The 22,509-nt window shown below is 53.8% G+C and carries 20 protein-coding genes; 8 read left to right on the top strand and 12 right to left on the bottom strand.

The window, feature by feature from the left end:
• The first annotated feature begins 84 nt into the window (after positions 1–84).
• Positions 85–837, top strand: a complete 753-nt coding sequence (locus F3J36_RS06040) for an SDR family NAD(P)-dependent oxidoreductase (RefSeq protein ID WP_088517591.1) — start codon at positions 85–87, stop codon at positions 835–837.
• A 14-nt stretch (positions 838–851) separates the two neighbouring features.
• Positions 852–1,412: a 6-phospho-3-hexuloisomerase gene (hxlB, locus tag F3J36_RS06035; RefSeq protein WP_088517590.1), complete on the top strand. Its 561-nt coding sequence runs from the start codon at positions 852–854 to the stop codon at positions 1,410–1,412.
• Positions 1,413–1,606: 194 nt separating this feature from the next.
• Here hxlB and F3J36_RS06030 read toward each other — a convergent pair whose 3' ends face one another.
• The 5 genes from F3J36_RS06030 to F3J36_RS06010 form a co-directional block, all read right to left on the bottom strand.
• A complete protein-coding gene (locus F3J36_RS06030; RefSeq protein ID WP_166719195.1) occupies positions 1,607–3,115 on the bottom strand; it encodes a sugar ABC transporter ATP-binding protein in 1,509 nt (502 codons plus the stop codon).
• Between the two features lie 20 nt (positions 3,116–3,135).
• Positions 3,136–4,116, bottom strand: coding sequence for a substrate-binding domain-containing protein (locus F3J36_RS06025; RefSeq protein ID WP_088517588.1), 981 nt, complete (start codon positions 4,114–4,116; stop codon positions 3,136–3,138).
• Positions 4,117–4,146: 30 nt separating this feature from the next.
• Positions 4,147–5,181, bottom strand: a complete 1,035-nt coding sequence (locus F3J36_RS06020) for an ABC transporter permease (RefSeq protein ID WP_088517587.1) — start codon at positions 5,179–5,181, stop codon at positions 4,147–4,149.
• Positions 5,178–6,626: a xylulokinase gene (gene xylB / locus F3J36_RS06015; RefSeq protein ID WP_088517586.1), complete on the bottom strand. Its 1,449-nt coding sequence runs from the start codon at positions 6,624–6,626 to the stop codon at positions 5,178–5,180. Before xylB ends, F3J36_RS06020 begins: the two co-directional genes overlap by 4 nt.
• A 267-nt stretch (positions 6,627–6,893) precedes the next feature.
• Entirely contained in the window at positions 6,894–7,322 is a 429-nt protein-coding gene (locus tag F3J36_RS06010) for a MarR family winged helix-turn-helix transcriptional regulator (RefSeq protein WP_247653143.1), read from the bottom strand.
• Positions 7,323–7,414: 92 nt separating this feature from the next.
• Between F3J36_RS06010 and surE the strand changes: the two genes are divergently transcribed.
• Positions 7,415–8,164 (top strand): 5'/3'-nucleotidase SurE, encoded by a 750-nt coding sequence (gene surE / locus F3J36_RS06005; protein WP_166719194.1) that lies wholly within the window; start codon positions 7,415–7,417, stop codon positions 8,162–8,164.
• Between the two features lie 83 nt (positions 8,165–8,247).
• Here surE and F3J36_RS06000 read toward each other — a convergent pair whose 3' ends face one another.
• A complete protein-coding gene (locus tag F3J36_RS06000) occupies positions 8,248–9,765 on the bottom strand; it encodes a recombinase family protein (protein WP_166719193.1) in 1,518 nt (505 codons plus the stop codon).
• Between the two features lie 201 nt (positions 9,766–9,966).
• On the opposite strand from F3J36_RS06000, the gene F3J36_RS05995 reads away from it, so the two are divergent.
• Positions 9,967–11,114 (top strand): IS3 family transposase gene (locus tag F3J36_RS05995; RefSeq protein ID WP_166719192.1). Its coding sequence is split into 2 segments (ribosomal slippage): positions 9,967–10,204 and positions 10,204–11,114, totalling 1,149 coding nucleotides; the frame shifts between segments, so codons are not numbered across the junction.
• Positions 11,115–11,317: 203 nt separating this feature from the next.
• Here F3J36_RS05995 and F3J36_RS05990 read toward each other — a convergent pair.
• Complete coding sequence (locus F3J36_RS05990) at positions 11,318–11,959, bottom strand: Abi family protein (RefSeq protein ID WP_247653142.1); 642 nt, start codon at positions 11,957–11,959, stop codon at positions 11,318–11,320.
• Between the two features lie 702 nt (positions 11,960–12,661).
• Here F3J36_RS05990 and F3J36_RS05985 point away from each other — a divergent pair.
• Positions 12,662–13,702 (top strand): tyrosine-type recombinase/integrase, encoded by a 1,041-nt coding sequence (locus tag F3J36_RS05985; protein ID WP_166719191.1) that lies wholly within the window; start codon positions 12,662–12,664, stop codon positions 13,700–13,702.
• 144 nt (positions 13,703–13,846) lie between these two features.
• Positions 13,847–15,541, top strand: coding sequence for a thiamine pyrophosphate-binding protein (locus F3J36_RS05980; RefSeq protein ID WP_166719190.1), 1,695 nt, complete (start codon positions 13,847–13,849; stop codon positions 15,539–15,541).
• On the opposite strand, the gene F3J36_RS05975 is transcribed toward F3J36_RS05980, so the two are convergent.
• From F3J36_RS05975 to F3J36_RS05965, 3 genes are all read right to left on the bottom strand, one after another.
• Positions 15,531–16,451 carry a LysR family transcriptional regulator gene (locus tag F3J36_RS05975; protein WP_166719189.1) on the bottom strand — a complete coding sequence of 307 codons (921 nt, stop codon included), beginning with the start codon at positions 16,449–16,451 and terminating at the stop codon, positions 15,531–15,533. The genes F3J36_RS05980 and F3J36_RS05975 overlap by 11 nt on opposite strands.
• Before the next feature lie 124 nt (positions 16,452–16,575).
• Positions 16,576–17,352 carry a LysR family substrate-binding domain-containing protein gene (locus F3J36_RS05970; RefSeq protein ID WP_166719188.1) on the bottom strand — a complete coding sequence of 259 codons (777 nt, stop codon included), beginning with the start codon at positions 17,350–17,352 and terminating at the stop codon, positions 16,576–16,578.
• Positions 17,313–17,477 carry a LysR family transcriptional regulator gene (locus F3J36_RS05965; protein WP_166719187.1) on the bottom strand — a complete coding sequence of 55 codons (165 nt, stop codon included), beginning with the start codon at positions 17,475–17,477 and terminating at the stop codon, positions 17,313–17,315. Before F3J36_RS05965 ends, F3J36_RS05970 begins: the two co-directional genes overlap by 40 nt.
• A gap of 137 nt (positions 17,478–17,614) precedes the next feature.
• Between F3J36_RS05965 and F3J36_RS05960 the strand changes: the two genes are divergently transcribed.
• Both F3J36_RS05960 and F3J36_RS05955 read left to right on the top strand, forming a co-directional pair.
• Positions 17,615–18,208: a UbiX family flavin prenyltransferase gene (locus F3J36_RS05960; protein WP_166719186.1), complete on the top strand. Its 594-nt coding sequence runs from the start codon at positions 17,615–17,617 to the stop codon at positions 18,206–18,208.
• A gap of 10 nt (positions 18,209–18,218) precedes the next feature.
• Entirely contained in the window at positions 18,219–19,718 is a 1,500-nt protein-coding gene (locus F3J36_RS05955; protein ID WP_166719185.1) for a UbiD family decarboxylase, read from the top strand.
• Here F3J36_RS05955 and F3J36_RS05950 read toward each other — a convergent pair.
• Positions 19,715–21,268 carry a sensor domain-containing diguanylate cyclase gene (locus F3J36_RS05950; protein WP_166719184.1) on the bottom strand — a complete coding sequence of 518 codons (1,554 nt, stop codon included), beginning with the start codon at positions 21,266–21,268 and terminating at the stop codon, positions 19,715–19,717. The genes F3J36_RS05955 and F3J36_RS05950 overlap by 4 nt on opposite strands.
• A gap of 149 nt (positions 21,269–21,417) precedes the next feature.
• On the bottom strand, positions 21,418–22,446 hold the full coding sequence (locus tag F3J36_RS05945) for an NAD(P)-dependent alcohol dehydrogenase (protein WP_166719183.1): 1,029 nt from the start codon (positions 22,444–22,446) through the stop codon (positions 21,418–21,420).
• Positions 22,447–22,509: the final 63 nt, after the last annotated feature.

Raw genomic sequence — 22,509 nt, 5'->3', positions numbered from 1 at the left:
ATAATGAGTGCGCCAGCAAGTTACACATCTACGATGCGGGAAGTTACCCTTCTCCATTCGTACGAAAATCAGGAGAAAAAGCTCATGAGTCAATTTGAAGGCAAAGTGGCATTAATTACCGGTGGCGCACACGGCATTGGTAGAGGTATCGCGAAACAATTCGCTGAACGCGGTGCGCATACAGTGATTATTGATTACAACGAAGCAAACGGCATTAAGACTGCGCAAGAACTGACTTTTGGCAGTGTAAAGTCACTCTTCGTGAAAACCGATGTTTCTGATCCTCAGGCGCTGGTTGACGCACGTAACAAAGTTTTCGAAACCTTTGGGCGCATTGATATTCTGGTATTAAACGCTGGTGTTGCCTTTGCGAATAAAGTCAAAGACATCAGCTTTGAAGAGTGGAATAAAACAATTTCCATCAATCTCACGGGTCTGTTTACCACGGTCAAAGCGTTTTATGCAGACTTCCTGACGAATCAGGGATCTATCGTCTATATCTCTTCTGGCTCTGCTTTATCGGGCACGGGCGGTGGCGTCAGTTATCCAGCCAGTAAAGCAGGTGGTGAGGGGTTAATCCGTGGTTTGGCAAAAGAGCTGGGACCTAAAGGCGTGAACGTGAATGCGATTGCCCCACGTTTGATCGATACCGGTGAAATGATGCGCGTGAACTACCCCACTCAGGCCGATTTAGATGCGGTGTTGGAAAAGATCCCTGTGCGTCGTCTGGGGACCATTGAGGATGTGGCCAACCTGGCGGTATTCCTCGCTGATAAATCTAACTCCTATATTCAGGGGCAAACCATCCTTATGGACGGCGGCCGTACCATTGCATGACGGGAAAGACGAAAATGGGTGTTCAGGAAAATACCATCAGTATTCTCAGAGAGTTAGAGCAAAATGCGCTGAAGATTGATAACAGCCAGGCACTGAAGCTCATCGCTCAAATCCGTCAGGCCCGGCACATCTTTCTGCAGGGCGCGGGCCGTAGCGGCATAGCCATCCGTGCTTTCGCCAATCGTCTGTTGCACCTGGGTTTCTCGGTGAGTGTAGTGGGTGAGATATCTTCACCGCATACCGAACCGGGCGATCTGCTGATTATTGGTTCCGGCAGCGGCGAAACCGGCAGCCTTAAAAGTCTGGCGCAAAAAGCTGTGGAAAGCGGCGTTGAGGTGGCGCTGGTGACCATGAAGAAAGAGTCAACAATTGGCAAGCTCGCCAGGTGCGTGCTGGTGCTGCCAGGCACGGTTAAGACGGAAAACGATCGTAATCTGGGTCAGTTTTCACAGCCGATGGGTTCGGCTTTTGAGCAGTTGTGCTTCATCACTTATGACGCACTGGTGCTGGAGTTGATGAATCAGTTGGGTGAAACCAGCGAAAGCATGTTCAAACGCCACGCCGACTTTGAGTAACATACACGAGCGCTTCCCGGGAGGCGCTCTCTTCCTTCGATATCCCATCCGTATTACCCTTACCCCCATCCTTTTTGATGCTATAGCCAGCCCAGCGATGGGGAATATCAGCCTTACGTCTTGCAGCAACACTGATTAATAAAAAGGGGGCTATTTTCATACGAAATAGCCCCTAAAAACATTCAAGTACTCAGTTAAATCGCCGTTTCAGCATGCTCCCATGCCGCTTTACGCAGATCGGCGGGGTTTAGATCTCGCGCAGGGATCACCACGCCATCGCAGGTTCCGTGCCGGAATACCGTGACGTTATCTGCGACATCCAGCAGTTCTTCTTCTTCGCTGGACACCACAATCACGCAGCAGCCTTTATCCGCTAGCTGATGAATAATGCGGTAAATATCCGCTTTTGCGCCAATATCGACCCCTTTGGTGGGTTCATCCAGTAATACCAGGCTGGCATGCTGCGCGACGACCCGTGCGAGCAGCACCTTTTGTTGGTTGCCCCCCGAGAGGGATTTAATCGGGCCATTAAGGGCTCCCAGTGTGTTCATCTTACTCAGCAATTCTGCCGCTGCCTGGCGAGCGGCACGGTGGCTAACAAAAATCCCCGTACGAAATTTTTTCAGCACGGGCAAAGTGGCATTGGCATAGCTGGTCATCAGCGGAATGAAACCGTCTTTTTTTCGCTCTTCCGTCAGATAAGCAATGCCCTGCTCGATAGCTTTTGCAGGGGATACCGGATGGTAATCCTTGTAAGCCAGTTTGATCGTGCCGCCGGTGACTGTTTCAAGTCCGAAAAGGGTTTGGCACAGACGGGTGCGGCCTGCACCTGCCAGACCATAAATGCCCAGAATTTCTCCTCGATAGGCTTCAAGGTTGACCCCTTTCAGCCGATCGGTCTGCAGATCGGTGACCGATAACCAGGGTTTTCCCAACACACCCCGGATGATACTTCGGCTGTTGGATGCCGCCTGATAGGCACCGGCATCGCCGACAATCGCATCAATGATGGCGCTTTTATTCAGCGTTTGTTTGCCTTCATTGTAAATCACGCGCCCGCCACACATGACGGTGGCTTCATCGCATACCCCAAGCACTTCATCCAGTTTATGCGACACCAACACCACGCCGATCTGCTTTTCCCGCGCGATGCGCTGTACAGCCAGTAACAGCGCCTCCGCTTGCGCGCCTTCCAGCGCGGTAGTGGGTTCATCAAGGAACAGGAAACGAGCTTCGCGGTCAAGGTTAGACACCACTTCCAGCATCTGCTTGTCAGGGTGCGACAGGTTATTGACTTTTTCGGTGGCGCTAAACGTCAGATGATACTCCTGCAGCACTTTTTCCGTGTGCGCAATCATACTGGCATCATCCATAAAACCGTTGCTTTTGCGCCGTTCGCGCCCAAGGAACAGGTTTTGCCAGACGCTCATGCCAGGAATCAGGCGCAGTTCCTGATAAACACAGGCAATACCACTGCTTAGTGCCTCACGTGGCGAAGCGAGTTGCACTGGCACTTCACCAATCAGCAGCGTGCCGCTGTCGGGTTTATCAACGCCAGCCAGTATTTTCAGCAGTGTCGATTTGCCTGCACCGTTATGGCCAAACAGCCCATGGATCTTTCCTGGCCTGACGCTGAAATCCACACCGTGCAACACCTGCACACCTGAAAAACCAATTTTTATCTGCTTCGCCACATAGTTCATTCATTAGCCCTCTGCTTCCCTCAGTACGCTGAACCGATCACTGATGCCGCGTTCTCTTTGTTGACCAGCAGCGGTGGATTATTGATCATGGCGGGCACCTGCTCGCCATTCAGGCTCTTTTTAGCATTTTGCACCAGCAGTTGTGCCAGCTTAACCGGCTCCTGAATGGCGCCGGCTTTCATGACACTGTTGTTTTGCACGGCTTTCACGCCCTCTTTATCGACAAAGGCATAAAGCTTCACTTTGTCACTGACGCCCAACTGCTGGATAGCGGCCAGGGATCCCAACGCAGCAGGTTCGGTGTCGGAATAGACCACATTAATTTCCGGTCGGCCTTGCAGCATTTCGGTCGTCACCTTTAACGAGGTGGTCTCTTCCACTTTGCCGTTCACCAGTGCAACGAATTTGATGTTCTTGTTGCTGGCCAGGGCCTCTTTAAAACCGTCATCGCGCGCATTGGCGGCAATGGAGGTCGGTTCACCGACAATGCCTACCGTGGCTGAACCGTTTTCACCGATATCTTTCAGCAGTTGCTGACCAATCAGCTTGCCGCCTTCGCGCTGATCGGTCTGAACCCCCTGCACAAGCGTGACGTTCTGCTGCTTCATCCCATCGGTATCGGGCAGAATATTGATGGCAAACGCCGGGATTTTGGCTTGATTGAGCTGGCTGATGATCGAGACGCACGGGCCAGAGGAGACGCAGTTGACCGCCACGGCATCGACCTTCTGCTCGATAAAGTTCTGTACCTGCGACAGTTGCTTGGCGTCGTCATTATCGGCGATAGAGATTTTGATGTTCATGCCCTGCGCGGCAGCGTTTTCTTCAAAACTTTTTTTCATCGCGACGTAATAGGGATTGGTCAAGTTCGGCAGCGTCACGCCCAGCGTTTTTTGGGGGGTGCCCACGGTCCCTTCTGGGACATCACGGTTACAGCCCACCAGTGTAAGGGACAGCGCGACGACCACCGCACCAGCGGTGAGTGTTGTACGGAGTGGCATTATTATCTCCTGAAGAGGTGTAGGTCAGGGTTAAGAAATGGGTGTTGTTGTTTTTCGTGATTTGCGGACTTTGAGCCAAGGGATCACGATTTTTTTCGAGGTGCGCAAGGTATCAAAAGTCACGCCAAACAAGATGATCAGACCAATGACCAGTGGCTGCCAGTAAGCACTGACGTTCAATACGTTCATCAGATTTGAGATGGCGGCTATCAGCATCGCACCAATCATTGCACCTATGATACTGCCGGTGCCGCCAAACAGGCTGACGCCCCCCACCACGGCGCCCGCAATGGAGAAGAACAGTTCATCACCGCGTCCGGCAGTGGGATAGCCCGTCATCAGACGCGAGCCGTAAATCAGACCGCCGCAGGCGGCGCAGAGTCCGGAGATCGCATACACCAGTAAGGTAATGCGGGGGATGCTGATGCCCGATAAACGTGCGGCATCAGCGTTTCCACCCACCGCATAAATATGCGTACCAGTAATGGTGCGGCGCAGGAAAATCACCGCGATAACAATCGCCAGCAGAAGCGCAATCACAGGGAATGGAATGCCCAGCGGCTTAGACTGCCCGATCAGGCTGTAGCCGATTTGCGTCACTCGTATTGATTCCGCACCGGTGATGATCTGCGGGATGGAGGCTGCCACGCCCATCATGGCAAAGGTCACAATAAATGGCGGGACGCCGGTGCGCTCAATGATCAGGCCATTAATGAGTCCACTGAACGCACCTATAGCAAGAACCATCGGCACCGCCAGTTGCCAGGGAATACCAAATTTCTCCATCAGTAGTGCAGCGACGACACAAGTCATCGCCACGATAGAACCGCAAGAGAGATCGATCCCCCCGGTCAGCAAGACAAACGATTGCCCCAGACAGAGAAAGCCGATCACTGCACCATTAAGCAGCAAAACCATCATATTGGAAACGGTAAGGAAGTTAGGCGTGGCGATAAATCCGCCCAGCATAACCAGCATGAAGACAACGGCGATACCTGCTTCAGCCGGCACTTTCAGTGGCTGCTTAGGAGGCTTTATTTTGGCGGGGGTGCTCATGGAACTCATTGCAGTTCTCCTGATAATGCCTGGGAATAGGTTACGTAGGCGTCCAGCACATGGCGCGCGTCTTGCTGAGGTTCAGCCACGGATACAAAGGGGATGCTCCAGCGCTCCGCCATTGCGGCGTTGGTACATCCCAGCACCGCTGCAGCAGCCTGAATAGCTGCCCCAGCAGCCGCGGTTTCGCCTACGGGCGAGATCCAGACGGTTTTGCCGGTGAGATCGGCCAGAATCTGGCGGTAGGCGCGTGACTTCGCACCTCCCCCGGTAATCACGATGCGGCCATCGTCTTTAAAACCCTGTTGTTTGAGGATTAACCTGCCCGCCAGTAAACCGCACAGCACGCCTTCAACCGCGGCACGTGCCATGTCATCTGGCGTGGTGGTGGTGCGCAGTCCACGCAGGTGTCCGGTGGCATTCGGCAGATTGGGTGTGCGCTCGCCGTCCAGCCAGGGAACCAGTTGCAGGCCGTTGGCACCCGGCGGTGAACGCAGAGCGAAATTATCAAATTCATCGGTGGTGACACGCAGCAGTTTGCGAAACGCATCAGTGACTTTGGCGGCGTTAAGGGTGGTGATCATTGGGATAAATTGATCGGCGGCATCGGCATAGCCGTTGATCATCCCGCTGCTGTCAACGATGCCTGTGCTCGATATGCCGTACAGCGTCCCGCTGGTGCCAATTGAGATACCGGTGTCACCCGCTTTCAGGTTCATCCCCAATGCGGCGGACATATTATCACCGGTGCCGACCCCGACAATCGCCCCCGCCAACCCTTCCAGTTCAGGGATCAGCTTCAACACGCCTGCCGGCTGATGAGAAGGAATAATGGCCGGCCAGAGGGAGACCCAATCGATGCGATCATTAACTATTTCCGCGAGTTGAGGCTCCCAGCTGTTGGTGAAGGGATTGAAGTAACCGGTACCGGAAGCACCACCGCGCTCGCAGACAAAGCTGCCACTCAGGCGATAGACCAGATAATCAAACGGCAGCATGACGCGGCGGCATTGCTCCAGCACTCCGGGATGATGCTGTTGCGTCCATGCCAGCTTGGAAATCGTCATGGCAGGTCCCGGCACGGAACCGGTGAGACGCGCCCATTCCTGCGGCGCGATTTGCGCGCATAACGCGTGTGCCTGGGGGGCGGACTCGGTGTCATTCCACAGTTTTGCCGGGCGCAATGGGCGATCATGCTTATCCAGCATCACCAGACCGTGTCCCTGTCCGCCTACCGCTAAACCGGCGATACGTGGCCACCACGATTTAAGTTCAGTAAGTGCGCCCACCAACGCCTCCCACCAAGCCTCGGGATCCTGCTCACTGCAGGGTGGCGTCGTCGGTGGATGCAGTGTGCGTGCATGCGCCACCACTTCGCCGTTTTCCAGACTGCGCAGCATGACAGTACAAGACTGGGTGGATGAGTCTATACCGGCAACAAGGTCCCGCTTCATTGAATACCCCTAAGACGTACTTCTTAATGGTTGAGACAATACTGCTGATCGACGTGATGTGAGTCGGGTAAAACCCGTCTTACATTTTGCTCACATGATCATTTTATTTGCTCATTTGTTAGGTTAAGAAAATACCCACGGCAAATCTATCGTCAATTGCCGATTTTTAGGAACGTAACCAATGTCTCACTTTTGTGGTAGATCGCCATGCCGGACGGAACAGCATTTTCATCTATGTGGGCGTGAGGCTTGTAGGTTAATACACCTCTATTTGATCGCCGCCAGACGCGCTGCAATTTCTCCTGCTTTAAACAGAATGTCTTGCTCATCAGGCGTGAGTTGATGATGCATCGCTTCAGATAACCACTTATCGCGCACGCGGCGATTGTCTGCCAGTGCGGCTTTGCCCGCTGGTAATAATGTGATGCGCACTTTTCTGCGATCCTTTTTGTCAGGCAAGCGCTGAATGAAGTGCTCATCCTCCATTACGCGCAGCAGCGTCGCGAGATTGGAACTCTGCATTTGTTCAGCGCCTGCAAGTTCAGAGGGGGTGACTCCATCACCCAAACGATCAATGGCGCTGAGAATCAGCATTTTCGCCCAGGACTGGGGAGTATTGCGGGATTCCTGCCGGAGTCGCCGTGACAGGCTGGTGAGTTGATTACGCAGGATACTGACATCGCGAGTAGACATCATGTCATTTACCTATATAAATATAGCTATTATTATCCTGTAATTTACCTTAATCCTCAGCGTATGAGGAGTCGTTATCTATATAAGGATGGAAAATGACAAATCCAGCGTACTTGTGTGACCGAATTCTTCTGACCAATGATGATGGTATTGACGCGCCAGGGCTCGCAGTGCTGGGAAACATCGCCGAAACTCTGGCAAGAGAAGTGTGGGTGGTCGCACCGGTGCACGATCAAAGTGGCACTTCACATGCGATAAGTCTGCATCAGCCTCTTCGCGTGGTGCAGCGTCATGACCGACGCTACGCAGTCACTGGCACACCTGGTGATTGTGTAGCAATGGCCCTTGGCCATCTGATGCGTGATAACCAGCCGGATTTGATCCTATCTGGCGTTAATCGCGGTGCCAACCTGGGCATCGAGACGGTGTTCTCGGGAACTGTCGGCGCGGCAATGACAGGCATGTTGATGGGGGTTCCCTCATTCGCAATGAGTCAGGCCTTTACTGACCGGGCGCATATCCCCTGGCAGGTTGCAGCAGACAGCGCAAGTGATGTCATTCGTCATCTTAATCTCCATCACCGCACCACAAAAGCCTGCCTGAACATTAATTTCCCAGTGCAGCGCAGTGCAGATCATCCCCTGTTTACGTTTACGCGTCAGGGTAAAGGCTACCTCAAGGGGATTAGCGTGACCGCAATGCAAGATCCGCGCGCGCTTGACTACTATTGGCTGTCATTAAGCCGGCATCAGGAAGAGGATTATCCCGATGCGGAATCCACAGTACTGCGTGAGGGCGGGATAACAGTGACGCCTTTACAATTTGAACGGACGGCGAAGAAGTAAGGGAGAGTGTTCCCGAACAAAGCCGGGAACAGTGATGCCCACCGGGATAAATAATTGCGCATTACTGAACTCCTGAGCCGCAGTTACATATATACCTCTTTCTCTTCAAGATAAGCCATAGCATCAAGAATGGATGACCAGCCAACCAGGCGGGTCAGCGGATAGTTATATATTTTCATGCCGTTATGCAGAAATACGTCGCACGTTTTTGCCCCGGTATGCATCCTGATCTCCGGGATGAGGCTGCGTGCCGTCAGCTGGCACATCCGGCGATCGCTGATATCAAGCAGGTTCAGGTTCGTTGCTGTAGCGCAGTCTTTCATCTGTCGGACGCCGGCCATCTCTCCCTCCAGCCTTCTTATCTCCCCGGAAAGGCTCTTTGCCCGCTCACAGAGTTCAGTCACGTCCGGCGCGACTTCAATCGCCCTGATGATGTTGTGCAGACTTCCGGTCAGCTGCAGATGCCTCGCCGTCAGCGGCCGCAGCGTATCTTCAGCTGAAACGCGTCCGCTCGTGGCGGATGCCTCCTGCACCAGACCACTTATCAGATAACGATCGGTCAGGTCCCGGCGTATCGTGACGGCTTCACAGCGGTTCTGCCGGCGCATTGAACATACGTAGTAGCCATAGCCCTTTACCGAGATTCCGGTCAGGATGACCGCATGACCGCAGAGGCCGCACCGCATCAGCCCGCGGAAAATATTGATGAGGTAAGGGTTAAAATTACCATCCCTGCGGCTTTCAGGTTCCCGGTACATCAGCTGCGCGCGCGCGAAATCCTCTTCGCTCATGATCGGCGGGTAGTAATCGGGTATCTCTTCCGCCTCTGTCGCGTTGCACTGATGTGACGGCACGAGATATCCTATTACAGCCTTTTTTCTTACCAGTCGTTCAATGGATGAAGAGTTCCACTGTGATACCTTCCCCTTCAGATTCTCCTTTCCCTGCGCGTTCAGCGCGCAGCTGATCCTGACAAAGGACATGCCTTCAAGACGCATGCGGAAAACTGAGCGGATTACCTCTGCGCGCTCTTCCAGCACGTCAAAGCCGTCGCGGGCAGCGTTAACCTTCAGCCAGTAAGGGCACTTCGCTGTCATAATCGTTCCCGCTGCAGCTGCCTTACGCTTTTCCGCCCATGCGGCGCGCATGCGCCTGGACTTCATTTCGCTCTCTTCATTCGCCCGCTGGGCAATCAGAATGGCCCTGATAATGGCGAAAGGATCGTCCAGCGAACCGCGGGTATATCGAACATTATCGCTGAGCGTGACGACGTCAATGCCGGCTTCCAGCAACGCCCGCAGACGGCCGGTGGCATCGCCGATTTTCTCGCGCGACAGTCTGTCGAGGCTTTCAATCAGCAGTACCGTACCGCTCTCGATGAGCCCCTGCTCAACCGCTGCCATAAATACGGCGAAGGCTCCCCTGACGGCGTGCTGGCCACGCCAGGCGCTCAGCCCCATGTCCTCGTAGGTAACAGGATCAAGGTAATAGTCAGGATTGTGGCTGAGCCATTCACCGATCAGTTTTTTCTGGCGCCTGGCTGAGTCGCCTTTCGCCTGCTGCAGTGAGGAAAAACGAAGGTATGCAATCGCTTTTTTCATGGAAACACCGCCTGAAAAGTCAGTTCAAGACGTGCAGCGTACGCGTGTCGTGCAGTCTAACTACAGCGTCTTTCCACCGGTAAGATTAACGGTACAGTTCCGGCAAAACTGTCGTTCGGCTCAGATTTTATCGCTGACTGAATCGCCACGGGTTTAACAGACACCTCCGAGTCATTTAAGATGGCTTAAAGAGAGGTGCCCATGAGCGGTAAGCGTTATCCCGAAGAGTTTAAAATTGAAGCAGTCAAACAGGTTGTTGATCGTGGTCATTCTGTTTCCAGCGTTGCAACACGTCTCGATATCACCACCCACAGCCTTTACGCCTGGATAAAGAAGTACGGTCCGGAATCTTCCACTAATAAAGAACAGTCAGATGCTCAGGCCGAGATCCGCCGTCTCCAGAAAGAGCTGAAGCGGGTTACCGACGAACGGGACATATTAAAAAAAGCCGCGGCGTCCTTCGCAAAGCTGTCCGACTGAGGTACGCCTTTATCCGTGACAACACCTGTTGCTGGCCTGTTCGCCTGCTCTGTCGGGTGCTGGATGTTCATCCCAGTGGCTTTTACGCCTGGCTTCAGCAGCCGCATTCACAACGCCATCAGGCAGACCTGAGACTGACAGGACAGATTAAACAGTTCTGGCTGGAATCGGGATGCGTCTATGGTTATCGCAAGATCCATCTGGATCTGCGGGACAGCGGGCAACAGTGCGGAGTGAACCGGGTCTGGCGGCTGATGAAACGTGTCGGGATAAAGGCTCAGGTCGGATACCGGAGCCCGCGGGCACGTAAAGGCGAGGCCAGTATCGTGTCGCCCAACAGGCTCCAGCGGCAGTTCAATCCGGATGCTCCGGATGAGCGTTGGGTAACGGACATAACCTACATCAGGACCCACGAAGGCTGGCTGTATCTTGCCGTGGTTGTTGATCTGTTCTCACGCAAAATTATCGGCTGGTCCATGCAATCCCGGATGACAAAGGACATTGTCCTGAACGCACTGCTGATGGCTGTATGGCGGCGTAATCCCCAAAAACAGGTGCTGGTTCACTCGGATCAGGGCAGTCAGTACACAAGCCATGAGTGGCAGTCGTTCCTGAAATCACACGGCCTGGAGGGCAGCATGAGCCGTCGTGGTAACTGCCACGATAATGCGGTTGCAGAAAGCTTTTTCCAGTTATTGAAACGCGAGCGGATGAAGAAAAAGATCTACGGAACGCGGGAAGAAGCCCGCAGCGATATTTTTGATTACATCGAAATGTTTTATAACAGTAAGCGTCGGCATGGTTCGAGCGAGCAAATGCCTCCGGCTGAATATGAAAACCAGTATTATCAACGGCTCAGAAGTGTCTAGATTATCCGTGGCGATTCACTCAGGGGAAGTGTTGGTATGCCGTTAGGAAGTTGCTTGTTTTTCCAGAGAGCATGTGTGTTACACAATTCCCGCACCTTATCATTATTATCAATAATATTAAGAAGCTTTAAATTAGACGGGTTTATCCAACGTATAATATCAAGGCATTTTTTATAATCGTTAGCAATTTTATTAATCGCCTGCTATACATTGTATGTGCTATTTTTGCGCCATAATGGTTCATGATGAGAAAGGCGGTTACGTATTTTATTAATATCACGCAAATCGTTTCCAATTCTGTTTATAGATAACGGCTGGCCTTTATTATTGCATGCGTTCGGAAACACCTTTCCCCGAAGATGAGGCCACAATGTCAGATAGGTTGCATTAGGTGTACTGAAATCTTTATCAACTAATGCAACCCAGAAACCCAAAGTGAGCTTTGCTATGTAATTCTCTGGACTATGAGACTTAGCCTCGTAAGTGATTTTTCCTCGGGCTGTATTTATCTGACGGTAAGATTCTAAATTGTTTGCTTGCGTCATGACGGTAATAAACCAGCTTCGGTCAATTGCAGCCTTTTTTGCTGCCCATGCATGTGCAGCGAATTTTTTTTCAATGACTTCCTCTTCATACTCGATTTTTGCCTGATAAATGGCATTTCTCAGAGAAACTTCAAGTATCTGAAGGGCCGGTAGAAACGCGCTTGCTAACTGTTTATTCCACAGGTAAATGCCCAGACATTCTTCATCTGTAGCGCCTTTAAATACGGCTGTCTGATACGTTGAAAATCTCTGTTGTGAGATAGAGTTGAGTATCGCGTATATTGTCATGGGGATTTCCATCTTTCCTTATGTTTTACATACTATAATACGTAGCTCATGCGAACCGAACAAAATTTGTGCTTGACGTATCCGTCAACTTTCTCCATAATCTCTTTCAGAGACAGGTTCTCTAATTATGCGAGCGTACAGTCCTACTCAACGATGTCTGTATTAGCGAAAGATTTTCATGAAAGGCTTCCCGTAAGGGAAGCCTTTTTTGATCGTGCCTGACCCAACTCAATTCTTTACCTGCCTGCTTCCGTCCCTTCTCACCCTTTGCGGAGAAAGCAGTATTCTTCCGCACGCCCTGCCCCTTCCCTCTCTGCACAACATTTAGTGCCAATCAGTTACTCTCGACTACCATATGTTGTGTTTTTTGTGATTATGAACCTCCGAAAGCAACTCTTACCGGCATTTATTTGTGCGGAATTAGCCTGTACAGTGCATAAACTTCCGCAACGCGGCTATGCTGCAAAATAATTATCTTTCTTGACCACATGTGATGTCATGGGCATCCGTCCATTAATGGATCTTTTTGAACAAAAGTAACTTCATATAATAAGACTTATATAAAGTCAGGATCCGCAGGATCATCACCTTTGGTTAACATGCTGCAGTGTGACTGCGCCACATCGTGCATAAAAAACCGGCACCGCTACGTTAAATCTGGCGGGTGATGACCCTGCTACATGCACAGAATTCACGTAGCGACATCATAAATTAATGAGTAAAACGGACACCCTGCCCGGGATCACCGCCAGCCCGGCCCTGATGAACAGTATTGATGAGGATATTGCTGAACGCCTGAGAGAATTTGTCAGTGATAAAGAGGCGTTTTCTGATAACACGTGGCGACAGTTGCTGAGCGTTATGCGGATCGGCAGCCGCTGGGCGACTGAACATGGCCGGCAATTTTTACCGATGGATCCTGCCGATCTGCGTGATTACCTGCTGTGGCTTCAGGCATCGGGACGCGCCTCTTCGACCATCGCGACTCATGCGGCATTAATTTCCATGTTACACCGTAACGCCGGTCTGGTGCCGCCCAATGTTTCGCCGCTGGTGTTCCGGGCCATGAAAAAAATCAATCGCAGCGCGGTGATAGCCGGTGAACGTGCCGGTCAGGCCATCCCCTTTCGCATTCGGGATTTACTTAAGCTGGACCAACGCTGGGCGGGCTCTGACCGCCTGCAACAGCAGCGCGATCTGGCATTTTTGCATGTGGCTTACGCCACGCTGTTGCGCATCAGTGAACTGAGCCGCCTGCGGGTGCGTGATATTTCGCGTTCGGCCGATGGCCGTATCATTCTTGATGTCGCCTGGACCAAAACCATTGTGATGACCGGAGGACTAATTAAGGCACTCGGCGATCTCTCATCACAACGTCTGACCGAATGGCTGGTGGCATCCGGGCTGATCGCTGAACCCGACGCGTTCATTTTTGGCCCGGTGCACCGCGCCAACCAGGCGCAGATTGTCTGCGATAAACCGCTCTCGACCCGCGCGCTGGAGGATATTTTCGTCCGCGCCTGGCGTGAAGCGGGACCGGGTACCGGCGTGCAACCCAATAAAAATCGCTATCGCGGCTGGTCGGGACATAGCACCCGGGTCGGTGCCGCCATCGACATGGCCAGCAATAAGTACAGCACCGCGCAGATCATGCAGGAAGGCACCTGGAAGAAGCCGGAAACGGTGATGCGCTATATTCGCCACGTTGATGCGCATGCCGGGGCGATGGTGGATCTGATGAATGGGCATCTTTAATCACGCGGCTTTGCCTTATAGTCATACCTTTTAGGGTATCAAACAGGCTAATCTTAGTATTGGAATCAACGCTCACCCTGCTTCTAAGATAAATTCAGCCCGGAAACTGGCGGATTATTAATCGATAGTCAGAGGTGAACAACGATGAATAAACCCATTGCAAAATTAAACGACACCCCGGTACGCCGCGGTGGTGATGTCCTGCTGGAAGTGTTAGAGAGCGAAGGCGTGGAGTATGTGTTCGGTAACCCAGGTACGACTGAGTTACCTTTTATGGACGCCCTGCTCCGAAATCCCAACATCAACTATGTGCTTGCCTTGCAGGAAGCCAGTGCGGTTGCGATGGCCGATGGTTACGCGCAGGCCGCCGGTAAGCCCGGTTTTCTCAATCTGCACACGGCCGGTGGTCTGGGACACGGCATGGGCAATCTGCACAATGCGGTTTGCTCGCAAACGCCATTAGTGGTGACGGCTGGCCAGCAGGATTTACGCCACAGCATCACCGATCCCCTGCTGTTGGGGGATTTAGTGAGTATGGGTAAGATTTTTTCCAAATGGTCGAAGGAAGTCACCAGCGTTGACCAGTTACCAATCCTGGTTCGCCGTGCTTTTCATGATGCGGATGCTGCGCCCAAAGGCCCGGTTTTCCTCTCTTTACCGATGGATGTGATGGAAGCCATGAGCTCCGTTGACATCGGCGCGCCGTCTAACGTTGATCGTAAAGCGGTCGCAGGTTCACTGCCGCTGTTAGCCAAAAAATTAGCCGCCTTTACCCCCGGCAAGGTCGCGATTATTGCCGGCGATGAGATTCATCAAAGCGACGCGGCTGCGGAAGTTGTCGCACTGGCTGAGTTGCTGGCCGCTGACGTTTATGGCTCAACCTGGCCGAATCGGATTCCGTATCCCACCGCGCATCCTCTGTGGCGAGGCAATCTCTCTACTCAGGCGACGGATATTGCCAAAGCGCTTGATCAATACGATGCAATCTTTGCGCTCGGCGGTAAATCGCTCATCACCATCCTCTATACCGAGGGGCGTGCGGTGCCGGAGCATTGTAAAGTGTTCCAGCTCTCAGCCGATGCCGGCGATTTGGGACGAACTTATCGTAGCGAGCTCTCAACTCTCGGCGATATTAAATTATCGCTGGCGGTGCTGCTACCTGAGCTGAAAGAGGCTACCGCGCATAATCGCCCCGATTATCAGCGTCGTTTCGCGGCTGCGGCAGCACAGTTCGAACAAACTAAAGAGAACTTATTCCAGGCGGTACAAGAGCAGCAGTCGGCCACGAAGATCACGCCATTGATCGCCGCATTTGAGGCCGCGCGCGCTATTGGTCCGGATATTACAATTGTTGACGAGGCCATTGCGACCTCACAATCGCTGCGTAGATCGCTGTCGAGTAACAGAGCAGATCAATATGCTTTTATGCGCGGTGGCGGTCTGGGCTGGGGCATGCCCGCAGCAGTGGGGTATTCCCTCGGACTGGGCAAAGCCCCTGTTGTCTGTTTTGTGGGGGATGGTGCGGCAATGTATTCGCCTCAGTCGCTGTGGACCGCCGCCCATGAGCAATTGCCGGTAACCTTTATTGTGATGAACAATACTGAATATAATGTTCTTAAGAATTTTATGCGGTCTAAAGAAGATTATACCTCGGCGCAAACCAATCGCTTTATCGCCATGGATTTGGTAGATCCTGTGATTGATTATCAGGCGCTTGGCACCGCGCTGGGGCTGAAAACGCGTAAGATTGAGGTGGCTTCACAGATCGCTGCGGCTGTCGAGGAAGCTATCGCCAGCGGTAAACCCAGCCTGATCGAAATCGTGATTGCTAAGAACTGATGCGGGTATCCGATGCCGTGCTTAACTCCTCTGCGAGGGCACGGCATTGGTTAACAAAGTGTTCCAGCGCTGGATTTTTATTATCAGAAGACCACATCAGAATATTTTCTATGGTATTTGCGTCCGCAATTTTCCGATAATTAATGCCTCTTATCTGCGCCGTCGCCATACTTGCCGGAATGATGGCCACCCCTAATCCATGAGCGACGAAATTAACGATGGTTTGCTGGACTGAAACCTCAACGCCAATATGTGGACTAAAACCGGCTTTCAGGCACTGATTAAAAATCCTGTCATAAAGCAGCGGCGACATAGGGCGAGGCACAATGATAAACGGGTCATTGGCCAGCGTTTCCAGGGTGAAATTTTCAACATTGGCCTGGGGATGATCCGCAGGAAGCGCGACAATTAACGGTTCACGCAATAACACCAGCGAGTTAATCGCGGAGCTGGTGACTTCCGAAAAGCTGATCGCAACGTCCAGCCGCCCATCCTCCAGCGCAGCGTTTAACCCGGGCGGGATCATTTCCTGGAATTGCAGATCAATACTGGGATAATTCATTCTGTGTTTCATGACCAGTTGCGGCACCACACTGTACGATGCGTACATGGTTGCGCCCAGCTTAATCAATCCCATTTGCCCTTCTGAAACAGCCTGCACATTACTACACGCCTGCTGCATCATTCTTAATACAGCGTAAGCATCTTTCAGGAATTGCTCGCCGGCAAAGGTAAGTTTCATGCCTTTGGCATTACGGGTAAACAGTTTCGCACCCACATCGCGTTCGAGCTGGGCTATTTGTCTGCTTAGCGGTGGCTGCGAAATATTCAGCTTTTCTGCTGCCCGGCCTATATTCCCCACTTCTGCCACGGTACAAAAACTCATTAGCTGATTCAGTGTTGGCTTCATGACTGCGCTTCTCACGCATAATCTGACAATAGATTACGTCAGTGAATCACAAGTTGGCCGATAAGGCATAGCAATTCGCCAGCCAGATCCCCATAACGCCGCTGAGGCTGGAATGCCCGCCTGATTACGCAGCGGGTTCCTCACCATAGTGTGACTGCGCGTACCCGGCAAAGCGCCGGATCTCCGGGTTAGCAGCGCCGGTTTTCCAGCACAGGTAGAGTGCCGTCGTGACATCCTGCTGCGCCAGCGGCAGCAGTGCCACATCCTGCCGCAAAAATCTCTCCGGGGCGTGGGGGATGAAGGTCACGCCCAGGCCCAGCGCGGCGAGGTCAACGGCGGTGGCCACATCGCGCGCGTGGAGCACGCTGGCTGGAATCTGCCTGGCGGCGGCATAGAGATTAAGCACCGCGCCACCCAGCCCGATGCCTTCCGGATCTTCCTGCAAAATCAGCGGCTCCGCCGCTAAATCAGCCAGCGAGATGCAGGCCTGCTGCGCCAGCGGATGGTCGTCGGCCAGCACCGCACACAGCGAGGTTTGATGCAGAATTTGCCGGCTAATCTGGCGACGTTCCGGCAGCGGCCCGCGCAGGATGCCGATATCCAAATCGCCGCTCTCCAGCAGGCTTAGCTGTTGGTTGACGCTGTACTCCACGGGTTGCAGCGCGATCTGGGGAAAATCACGTCTGAAGGCACGGATAATTTTGACCAGCGCCGGCTCCAGCATAGATGTGCCCACATAGCCAATGCGTAACATGCCGCGTCGTCCGGCGGCCACCTGCTTAATTGTGTCCTGCAGATGCTCCACACGCTGCACCGTCTGCTGGACTTCCCCGAGCAGCAATACACCTTCGCGCGTCAGACTCACCTTACGCTTGCGCGCGCAAATAACTTCACGCCCCACTGCTGCTCCAGTGCCTGAATATGCTGAGACAACGCCGGTTGCGTGAGGTTAACCGCCGCCGCCGCCCGTGCGAAATGCAGCGTATCGGCGAGTGCCAGAAAAGAACGCAGCTTACGGTAATCCATGCTACTCCTGATAAGGATTCGTTATTAATAAAAGCATAATACCAATTAGACCCTGATTAGCGAGCGCATTATCTTTGCCAGCAGGACGGCGACGGCAGGAACGCGCCGGAAAATTTTTGCCTTTCACAGGAGGCCTTATGCGCATCATTGTCGGCGTAACCGGTGCCACCGGTGCCCCGCTCGCGCTGCGATTACTGCGGCAGCTGGCGGACATTCCACACATCGAAACGCATCTCATTTTGTCACGCTGGGGAAAAGTGACGCTGGAACATGAAACCAACTGTTCTCTCAATGAAATCAAACAACTGGCCGATGTGTTTCATCCGGCCGGTGACCAGGCCGCGACTATCTCTTCGGGCTCATTTGTCACCGACGGGATGGTGATTATTCCCTGCAGCATGAAAACGCTGGCCGGTATCCGCAGCGGGTATGCGGAAGGGCTGATTGGCCGCGCCGCGGATGTCGTCCTGAAAGAGCAGCGCAAACTGATTCTGGTACCGCGCGAAACCCCGCTCAACACCATTCATCTGGAAAACATGCTGGCGCTGTCACGCATGGGCGTCAGCCTGATTCCGCCTGTGCCGGCCTGGTACAACCATCCGGCCACGATTGCCGATGTGGAAAATCATATCGTGGGTCGCGTGCTGGATCAGCTTGGTATCGACACTGCTGGCGCCACGCGCTGGCAGGGTTTACATCCCGCCAGTGATGACCTGACACTCCCCAACTAAGGAACAGCCTATGTCAAACACATCTCCCTCTTCGCACAGCAGTGAGGTTTACGATCTGCGCTCTGCCATCGAACTGCTGAAACAATTTGATGGTGAGTATATTGAGACCGATGAACCGGTGAATCCCGAAGCGGAACTGTCCGGTGTCTATCGTTACGTTGGCGCGGGCGGTACCGTGATGCGTCCCACGCAGACCGGACCGGCGATGGTGTTTAATCACATCAAAGGTTACGACAACTTTCGCGTACTGATTGGTTTGCTGGCTTCACGGCAGCGCGTGGCGCGCCTGTTAGGGGTGCCGAAAGAAAAGCTGGCGCATCTGCTGCGTTCATCGGTACACAACGCCATTGCGCCGGTGGAAATAAGCCAGCAGCAGGCGGTTTGTCAGGAAGTGGTGCACCTCGCCACGGACGACGGTTTTGATATCCGCCGCCTGCTGCCTGCGCCCACCAATACGCCTGAAGATGCCGGCCCCTATTTCACCATGGGGATGTGTTATGCCGCCGATCCGGAAACCGGCGAACATGACGTCACTATTCACCGCTTGTGCGTGCAGGGCAAAGATGAGATCTCGATGTACTTTGTACCGGGCCGCCATCTTGATCAGTTCCGCATCAAGGCTGAGCAGGCGGGCAAAGCGTTGCCGATTACCATCAGTATTGGTGTCGATCCGGCCATCGAAATTGGTGCCTGTTTCGAACCGCCGACCACACCGCTCGGTTTTGATGAGCTGGCGATAGCCGGGGGCTTGCGCGGTCGGGCGGTTGAGCTGGTTAAGGGTGTCGCCGTTGATGCCCGCGCCATTGCCCATGCAGAGATCGTGATTGAGGGTGAACTGGTGCCAGATTATCGCGTACAGGAAGATCAGCATACCCATAGCGGTAAAGCGATGCCGGAATTCCCGGGTTATACCGGTGAAGCGCAGGCGGCAGTGCCGGTGATTAAAGTCAAAGCCGTGACGCACCGCAAAAATCCCATCCTGCAAACCTGCATCGGACCGAGCGACGAGCACACCAATCTGGCCGGAATCCCGACCGAAGCCAGCATTCTCGATATGGTTGAGCGTGCGTTACCGGGTCTGGTTAAGAATGTACATTGCCCTTCGCCAGGCACCGGGAAATATGTTGCGGTGCTGCAAATCAATAAGCGCGGCCCACAGGATGAGGGACGCCAGCGTCAGGCTGCCCTGCTGGCTTTCTCGGCCTTTTCAGAGTTGAAGCACGTGTTCCTGGTCGATGAAGATGTTGATGTGTTCGACTTAAATGACGTGATTTGGGCGATGACCACGCGTTATCAGGGCGACGCGGATACCATCTTTATTCCCGGCGTGCGCTGTCACCCGCTCGATCCCTCACAGGATCCGGCCTTCAGCAACTCGATTCGCGCCCATGGCATTACCTGTAAAACCATTTTTGACTGTACGGTGCCGTATGACCTGAAACACAACTTCCAGCGCTCGCAGTTTATGGAAGTCGATGTTTCACGCTTCATTCCTGGTTATAACCGTTAATCACTCACTGCCCGCCAGGCCTGCGCCTGATTGCGTCCGCTATGCTTGGCCTGGTACAACGCCGCATCAGCATGCTCGATCAGGTTGCCGGCCTGATCGTCATGCCAGGTGGTCGCACAGCCCGCGCTGAGCGTCACCTGCGCGTCGGGCAGTGCGGAAGCGGCGTGAGGCAGATGCAGGTCAGCAATCGCCTGTACTGCCTGACGCGCAATATTCAGCGCCGCATGCTGATCGGCACCGGCGAGGATAATGGCAAACTCCTCGCCGCCATAGCGCGCGACCATGTCGCTCTGCCGTAGCTTAAGGCGTTTAAGCGCGTCGGCCACCTGGCGTAAACAGTGATCGCCTGCCACGTGCCCGTAGCGATCGTTGTAGTGTTTGAAGTAGTCAATATCCATCAAAATCAGCGACACAGGTGCTGATTTTTCCCGCAGATGATGCAAAGCATTCTGCAAAAAGCGGTCAAACTGTCTGCGGTTAGCCAGACCGGTCAGCCCATCAAAAAACGCCAGTTGATCCAGATGGTGATTGGCATCGGCGAGGTCGTTTTTGAGTTTGAGCAGCGCGTCCTGATAATGCTGGCTATGCCGAGCCTGACGAATGACAAACAGTCCCAGCAGGATAATCGCGACCAGCAGCGCCACGTTCAGGGAAATATCCTGCAGTCGCCCTTTCACCCAGCGCAGATACAGATTGCGTTTGTCATAACCGGCCGCGACGACCAGTGGATAGCGTTCTGAGCTGGCGAAGCCGAAGATGCGCACCTGGCCATCCAGCGCCGCGTTCCACTCGCCGCTGCCGCGATCGGCTTTCACCAGCATCTGCTGGAACAGATGGCTGGCGGAGAGACTCTTGCCGATATAGCTGTCGGGCATCGGACGGGCATAAAGCACCGTGCTGTCTGCCAGCATCAGAACCAGCACGTCGCGCGGCCCCAGCTCGTAGTAACTGTAAAAACGGCGGAAATAATCCACTTTAATGGTGGCTAACAGGATGCCTTTGAAATCACGCGCGGCATCGCTGACGCGCAGGGAAACCGGAATAACCAGATCGCCAGTGCTGCGGCTGCGAATCACCGGGCCGATGTGCAAACTGTCACGGCTGTTGTTGCGGTGATAGCGGAAATATTCACGGTCAGAGTTGTTGGTGCCCACCGGCACGCTGCGCGTGGAGGTGGCGATCCAGCGTCCCTGCTCATCATAGTAAAACAGCCCGTGCAACTGCGGCAGACGGCTTTGCAGATCGCGCATAATCTGGCTCAGGTTGGCGGCGTTGAGCTTTTCCAGCGGCTGCGCCTGCAGGTCGCGCTGCACTTCACGCAGGGCCAGTTCGGTCTGGAGCACGGTATCTTCCGCCTGACGTGACTGTGACAGGGAAAGATTGACCGCCATCTCTTCCGTCTGGCGCACCGCGCCGTGCCAGTCTTCGCGCAGCGTCCACAGGGTGAGCGCAATGATCGCGCATATCAGCAATCCGCCGGACAGCAAAATACTGCGCAGCAGCGAGGAACCTGAAATGATTGCCGCTTCATTTTTCCTTTTAAACGTCATGTTTCACCCTGTTGCCGTGTCAACGCTAAGTTAAGCACATAATCAGCGACGGGATTTTCAGGATTAAAGGCGGTAATGATGTCACGCGTGGCGATGGCCGCTGAACGACGGGTGAATGCTGCATAAATCGCCAGCGATCAGCGCGCGTCTCACTCGCTGCTCATCGTGATGACCACCTTACCGAAAGGCCCCCGGTCCAGATGGTCCAGCGCTGATGGCAGGTCAGAAAACGCGTACACCGAGTCGATCACCGGCTTTATGCCGGTCCGATCAACGGCACGGATCAGGCGCGTGAGTGCGCGACGGCTACCAGTGCCGATACCATGAAGGGTCACGTCTTTCATCATCAGCGGCATTGCCGGTGAGCTGAAGTCAAAGCCCTCAAGCGCGCCGATCTGACAGATGTGCCCACCGACCGCCGCCAGCTGCACGGATTTCCCCAGATGATCGCCACCGATGACTTCAAGGATATGATCGGCACCGTGGTTGGCGGTGATGCGGTAAATTTCCTCCATCCAGTCTTCACGGTGGCGATCCACATAATGGTCGGCACCCAGCGCTTTCGTCCGGTCGGCGTTGCTGGCTCTGCCGGAGACGATCACCTGCGCGCCATGCGCTTTGGCAATCTGCAAACCAAACAGGGCAACCCCGCCGGTACTGGGAATCAGTACAATATCGCCAGCCTGCACGCCGGCACGTTCGACCAGCGCAAACCAGGCGGTGAGACCGGCACAGGGCAATGTGGCAGCCTGAATCGGGTTAAGCGTCGCGGGGGCGGTAACCAGCCACGCTTCCGGCATAACCACATATTCAGCCAGCACGCCGGGATAATAGCCGCCCAGCGTTTTATAGGCCGGCGTGCGCGCATCGCCGGGACGCACACCGTCGATCCAGTCGGGCGTAAACGTTGAAATAACCCGGTCACCGGTGGTGAAGCGGCTGACCCCTTCCCCCCGGCCAACAACGATGCCGGCCAGATCGGACCCCGGTGTAAAAGGAAACGCAAGCGGCAGGCCCCGGCCATTCTCAATCACCATCTTGTCCCGGTGATTCAGGGCGACGGCTTCAACTTTCACCAGCACCTGCTGCGGACCCGGAACCGGCATTGCGACCGTTCTCAGCTCGAGGTTATCGCGCCCGATGGCGTCTGTTTCCCAGCGTCGCATGTGTTTTGTCATCGTAAAGCCCTTCCAGGTAATTAATTTTGTTGGTGTTGTTAGTCTCCGGCTTCTGATTATGAA

The sequence above is a fragment of the Pantoea sp. Cy-640 genome, from assembly GCF_011752635.1.
Taxonomy (GTDB): Bacteria; Pseudomonadota; Gammaproteobacteria; order Enterobacterales; family Enterobacteriaceae; genus Pantoea; species Pantoea dispersa.
This window is presented reverse-complemented; position numbering and strand designations above follow the sequence as displayed.

What these genes read in the sequence shown, in the direction of transcription:
- xylB (WP_088517586.1), bottom strand. Translation starts at nt 6,626, where the DNA reads ATGAAGCGGGACCTTGTTGCCGGTATAGACTCATCCACCCAGTCTTGT.
- F3J36_RS05950 (WP_166719184.1), bottom strand. Translation starts at nt 21,268, where the DNA reads ATGACGTTTAAAAGGAAAAATGAAGCGGCAATCATTTCAGGTTCCTCG.
- F3J36_RS05965 (WP_166719187.1), bottom strand. Translation starts at nt 17,477, where the DNA reads ATGGATTACCGTAAGCTGCGTTCTTTTCTGGCACTCGCCGATACGCTG.
- F3J36_RS06000 (WP_166719193.1), bottom strand. Translation starts at nt 9,765, where the DNA reads ATGAAAAAAGCGATTGCATACCTTCGTTTTTCCTCACTGCAGCAGGCG.
- surE (WP_166719194.1), top strand. Translation starts at nt 7,415, where the DNA reads ATGACAAATCCAGCGTACTTGTGTGACCGAATTCTTCTGACCAATGAT.
- F3J36_RS05990 (WP_247653142.1), bottom strand. Translation starts at nt 11,959, where the DNA reads ATGGAAATCCCCATGACAATATACGCGATACTCAACTCTATCTCACAA.
- F3J36_RS05975 (WP_166719189.1), bottom strand. Translation starts at nt 16,451, where the DNA reads ATGAAGCCAACACTGAATCAGCTAATGAGTTTTTGTACCGTGGCAGAA.
- F3J36_RS06040 (WP_088517591.1), top strand. Translation starts at nt 85, where the DNA reads ATGAGTCAATTTGAAGGCAAAGTGGCATTAATTACCGGTGGCGCACAC.
- F3J36_RS06020 (WP_088517587.1), bottom strand. Translation starts at nt 5,181, where the DNA reads ATGAGTTCCATGAGCACCCCCGCCAAAATAAAGCCTCCTAAGCAGCCA.
- hxlB (WP_088517590.1), top strand. Translation starts at nt 852, where the DNA reads ATGGGTGTTCAGGAAAATACCATCAGTATTCTCAGAGAGTTAGAGCAA.
- F3J36_RS05980 (WP_166719190.1), top strand. Translation starts at nt 13,847, where the DNA reads ATGAATAAACCCATTGCAAAATTAAACGACACCCCGGTACGCCGCGGT.
- F3J36_RS05985 (WP_166719191.1), top strand. Translation starts at nt 12,662, where the DNA reads ATGAGTAAAACGGACACCCTGCCCGGGATCACCGCCAGCCCGGCCCTG.
- F3J36_RS05955 (WP_166719185.1), top strand. Translation starts at nt 18,219, where the DNA reads ATGTCAAACACATCTCCCTCTTCGCACAGCAGTGAGGTTTACGATCTG.
- F3J36_RS05945 (WP_166719183.1), bottom strand. Translation starts at nt 22,446, where the DNA reads ATGACAAAACACATGCGACGCTGGGAAACAGACGCCATCGGGCGCGAT.
- F3J36_RS06030 (WP_166719195.1), bottom strand. Translation starts at nt 3,115, where the DNA reads ATGAACTATGTGGCGAAGCAGATAAAAATTGGTTTTTCAGGTGTGCAG.
- F3J36_RS06010 (WP_247653143.1), bottom strand. Translation starts at nt 7,322, where the DNA reads ATGATGTCTACTCGCGATGTCAGTATCCTGCGTAATCAACTCACCAGC.
- F3J36_RS06025 (WP_088517588.1), bottom strand. Translation starts at nt 4,116, where the DNA reads ATGCCACTCCGTACAACACTCACCGCTGGTGCGGTGGTCGTCGCGCTG.
- F3J36_RS05960 (WP_166719186.1), top strand. Translation starts at nt 17,615, where the DNA reads ATGCGCATCATTGTCGGCGTAACCGGTGCCACCGGTGCCCCGCTCGCG.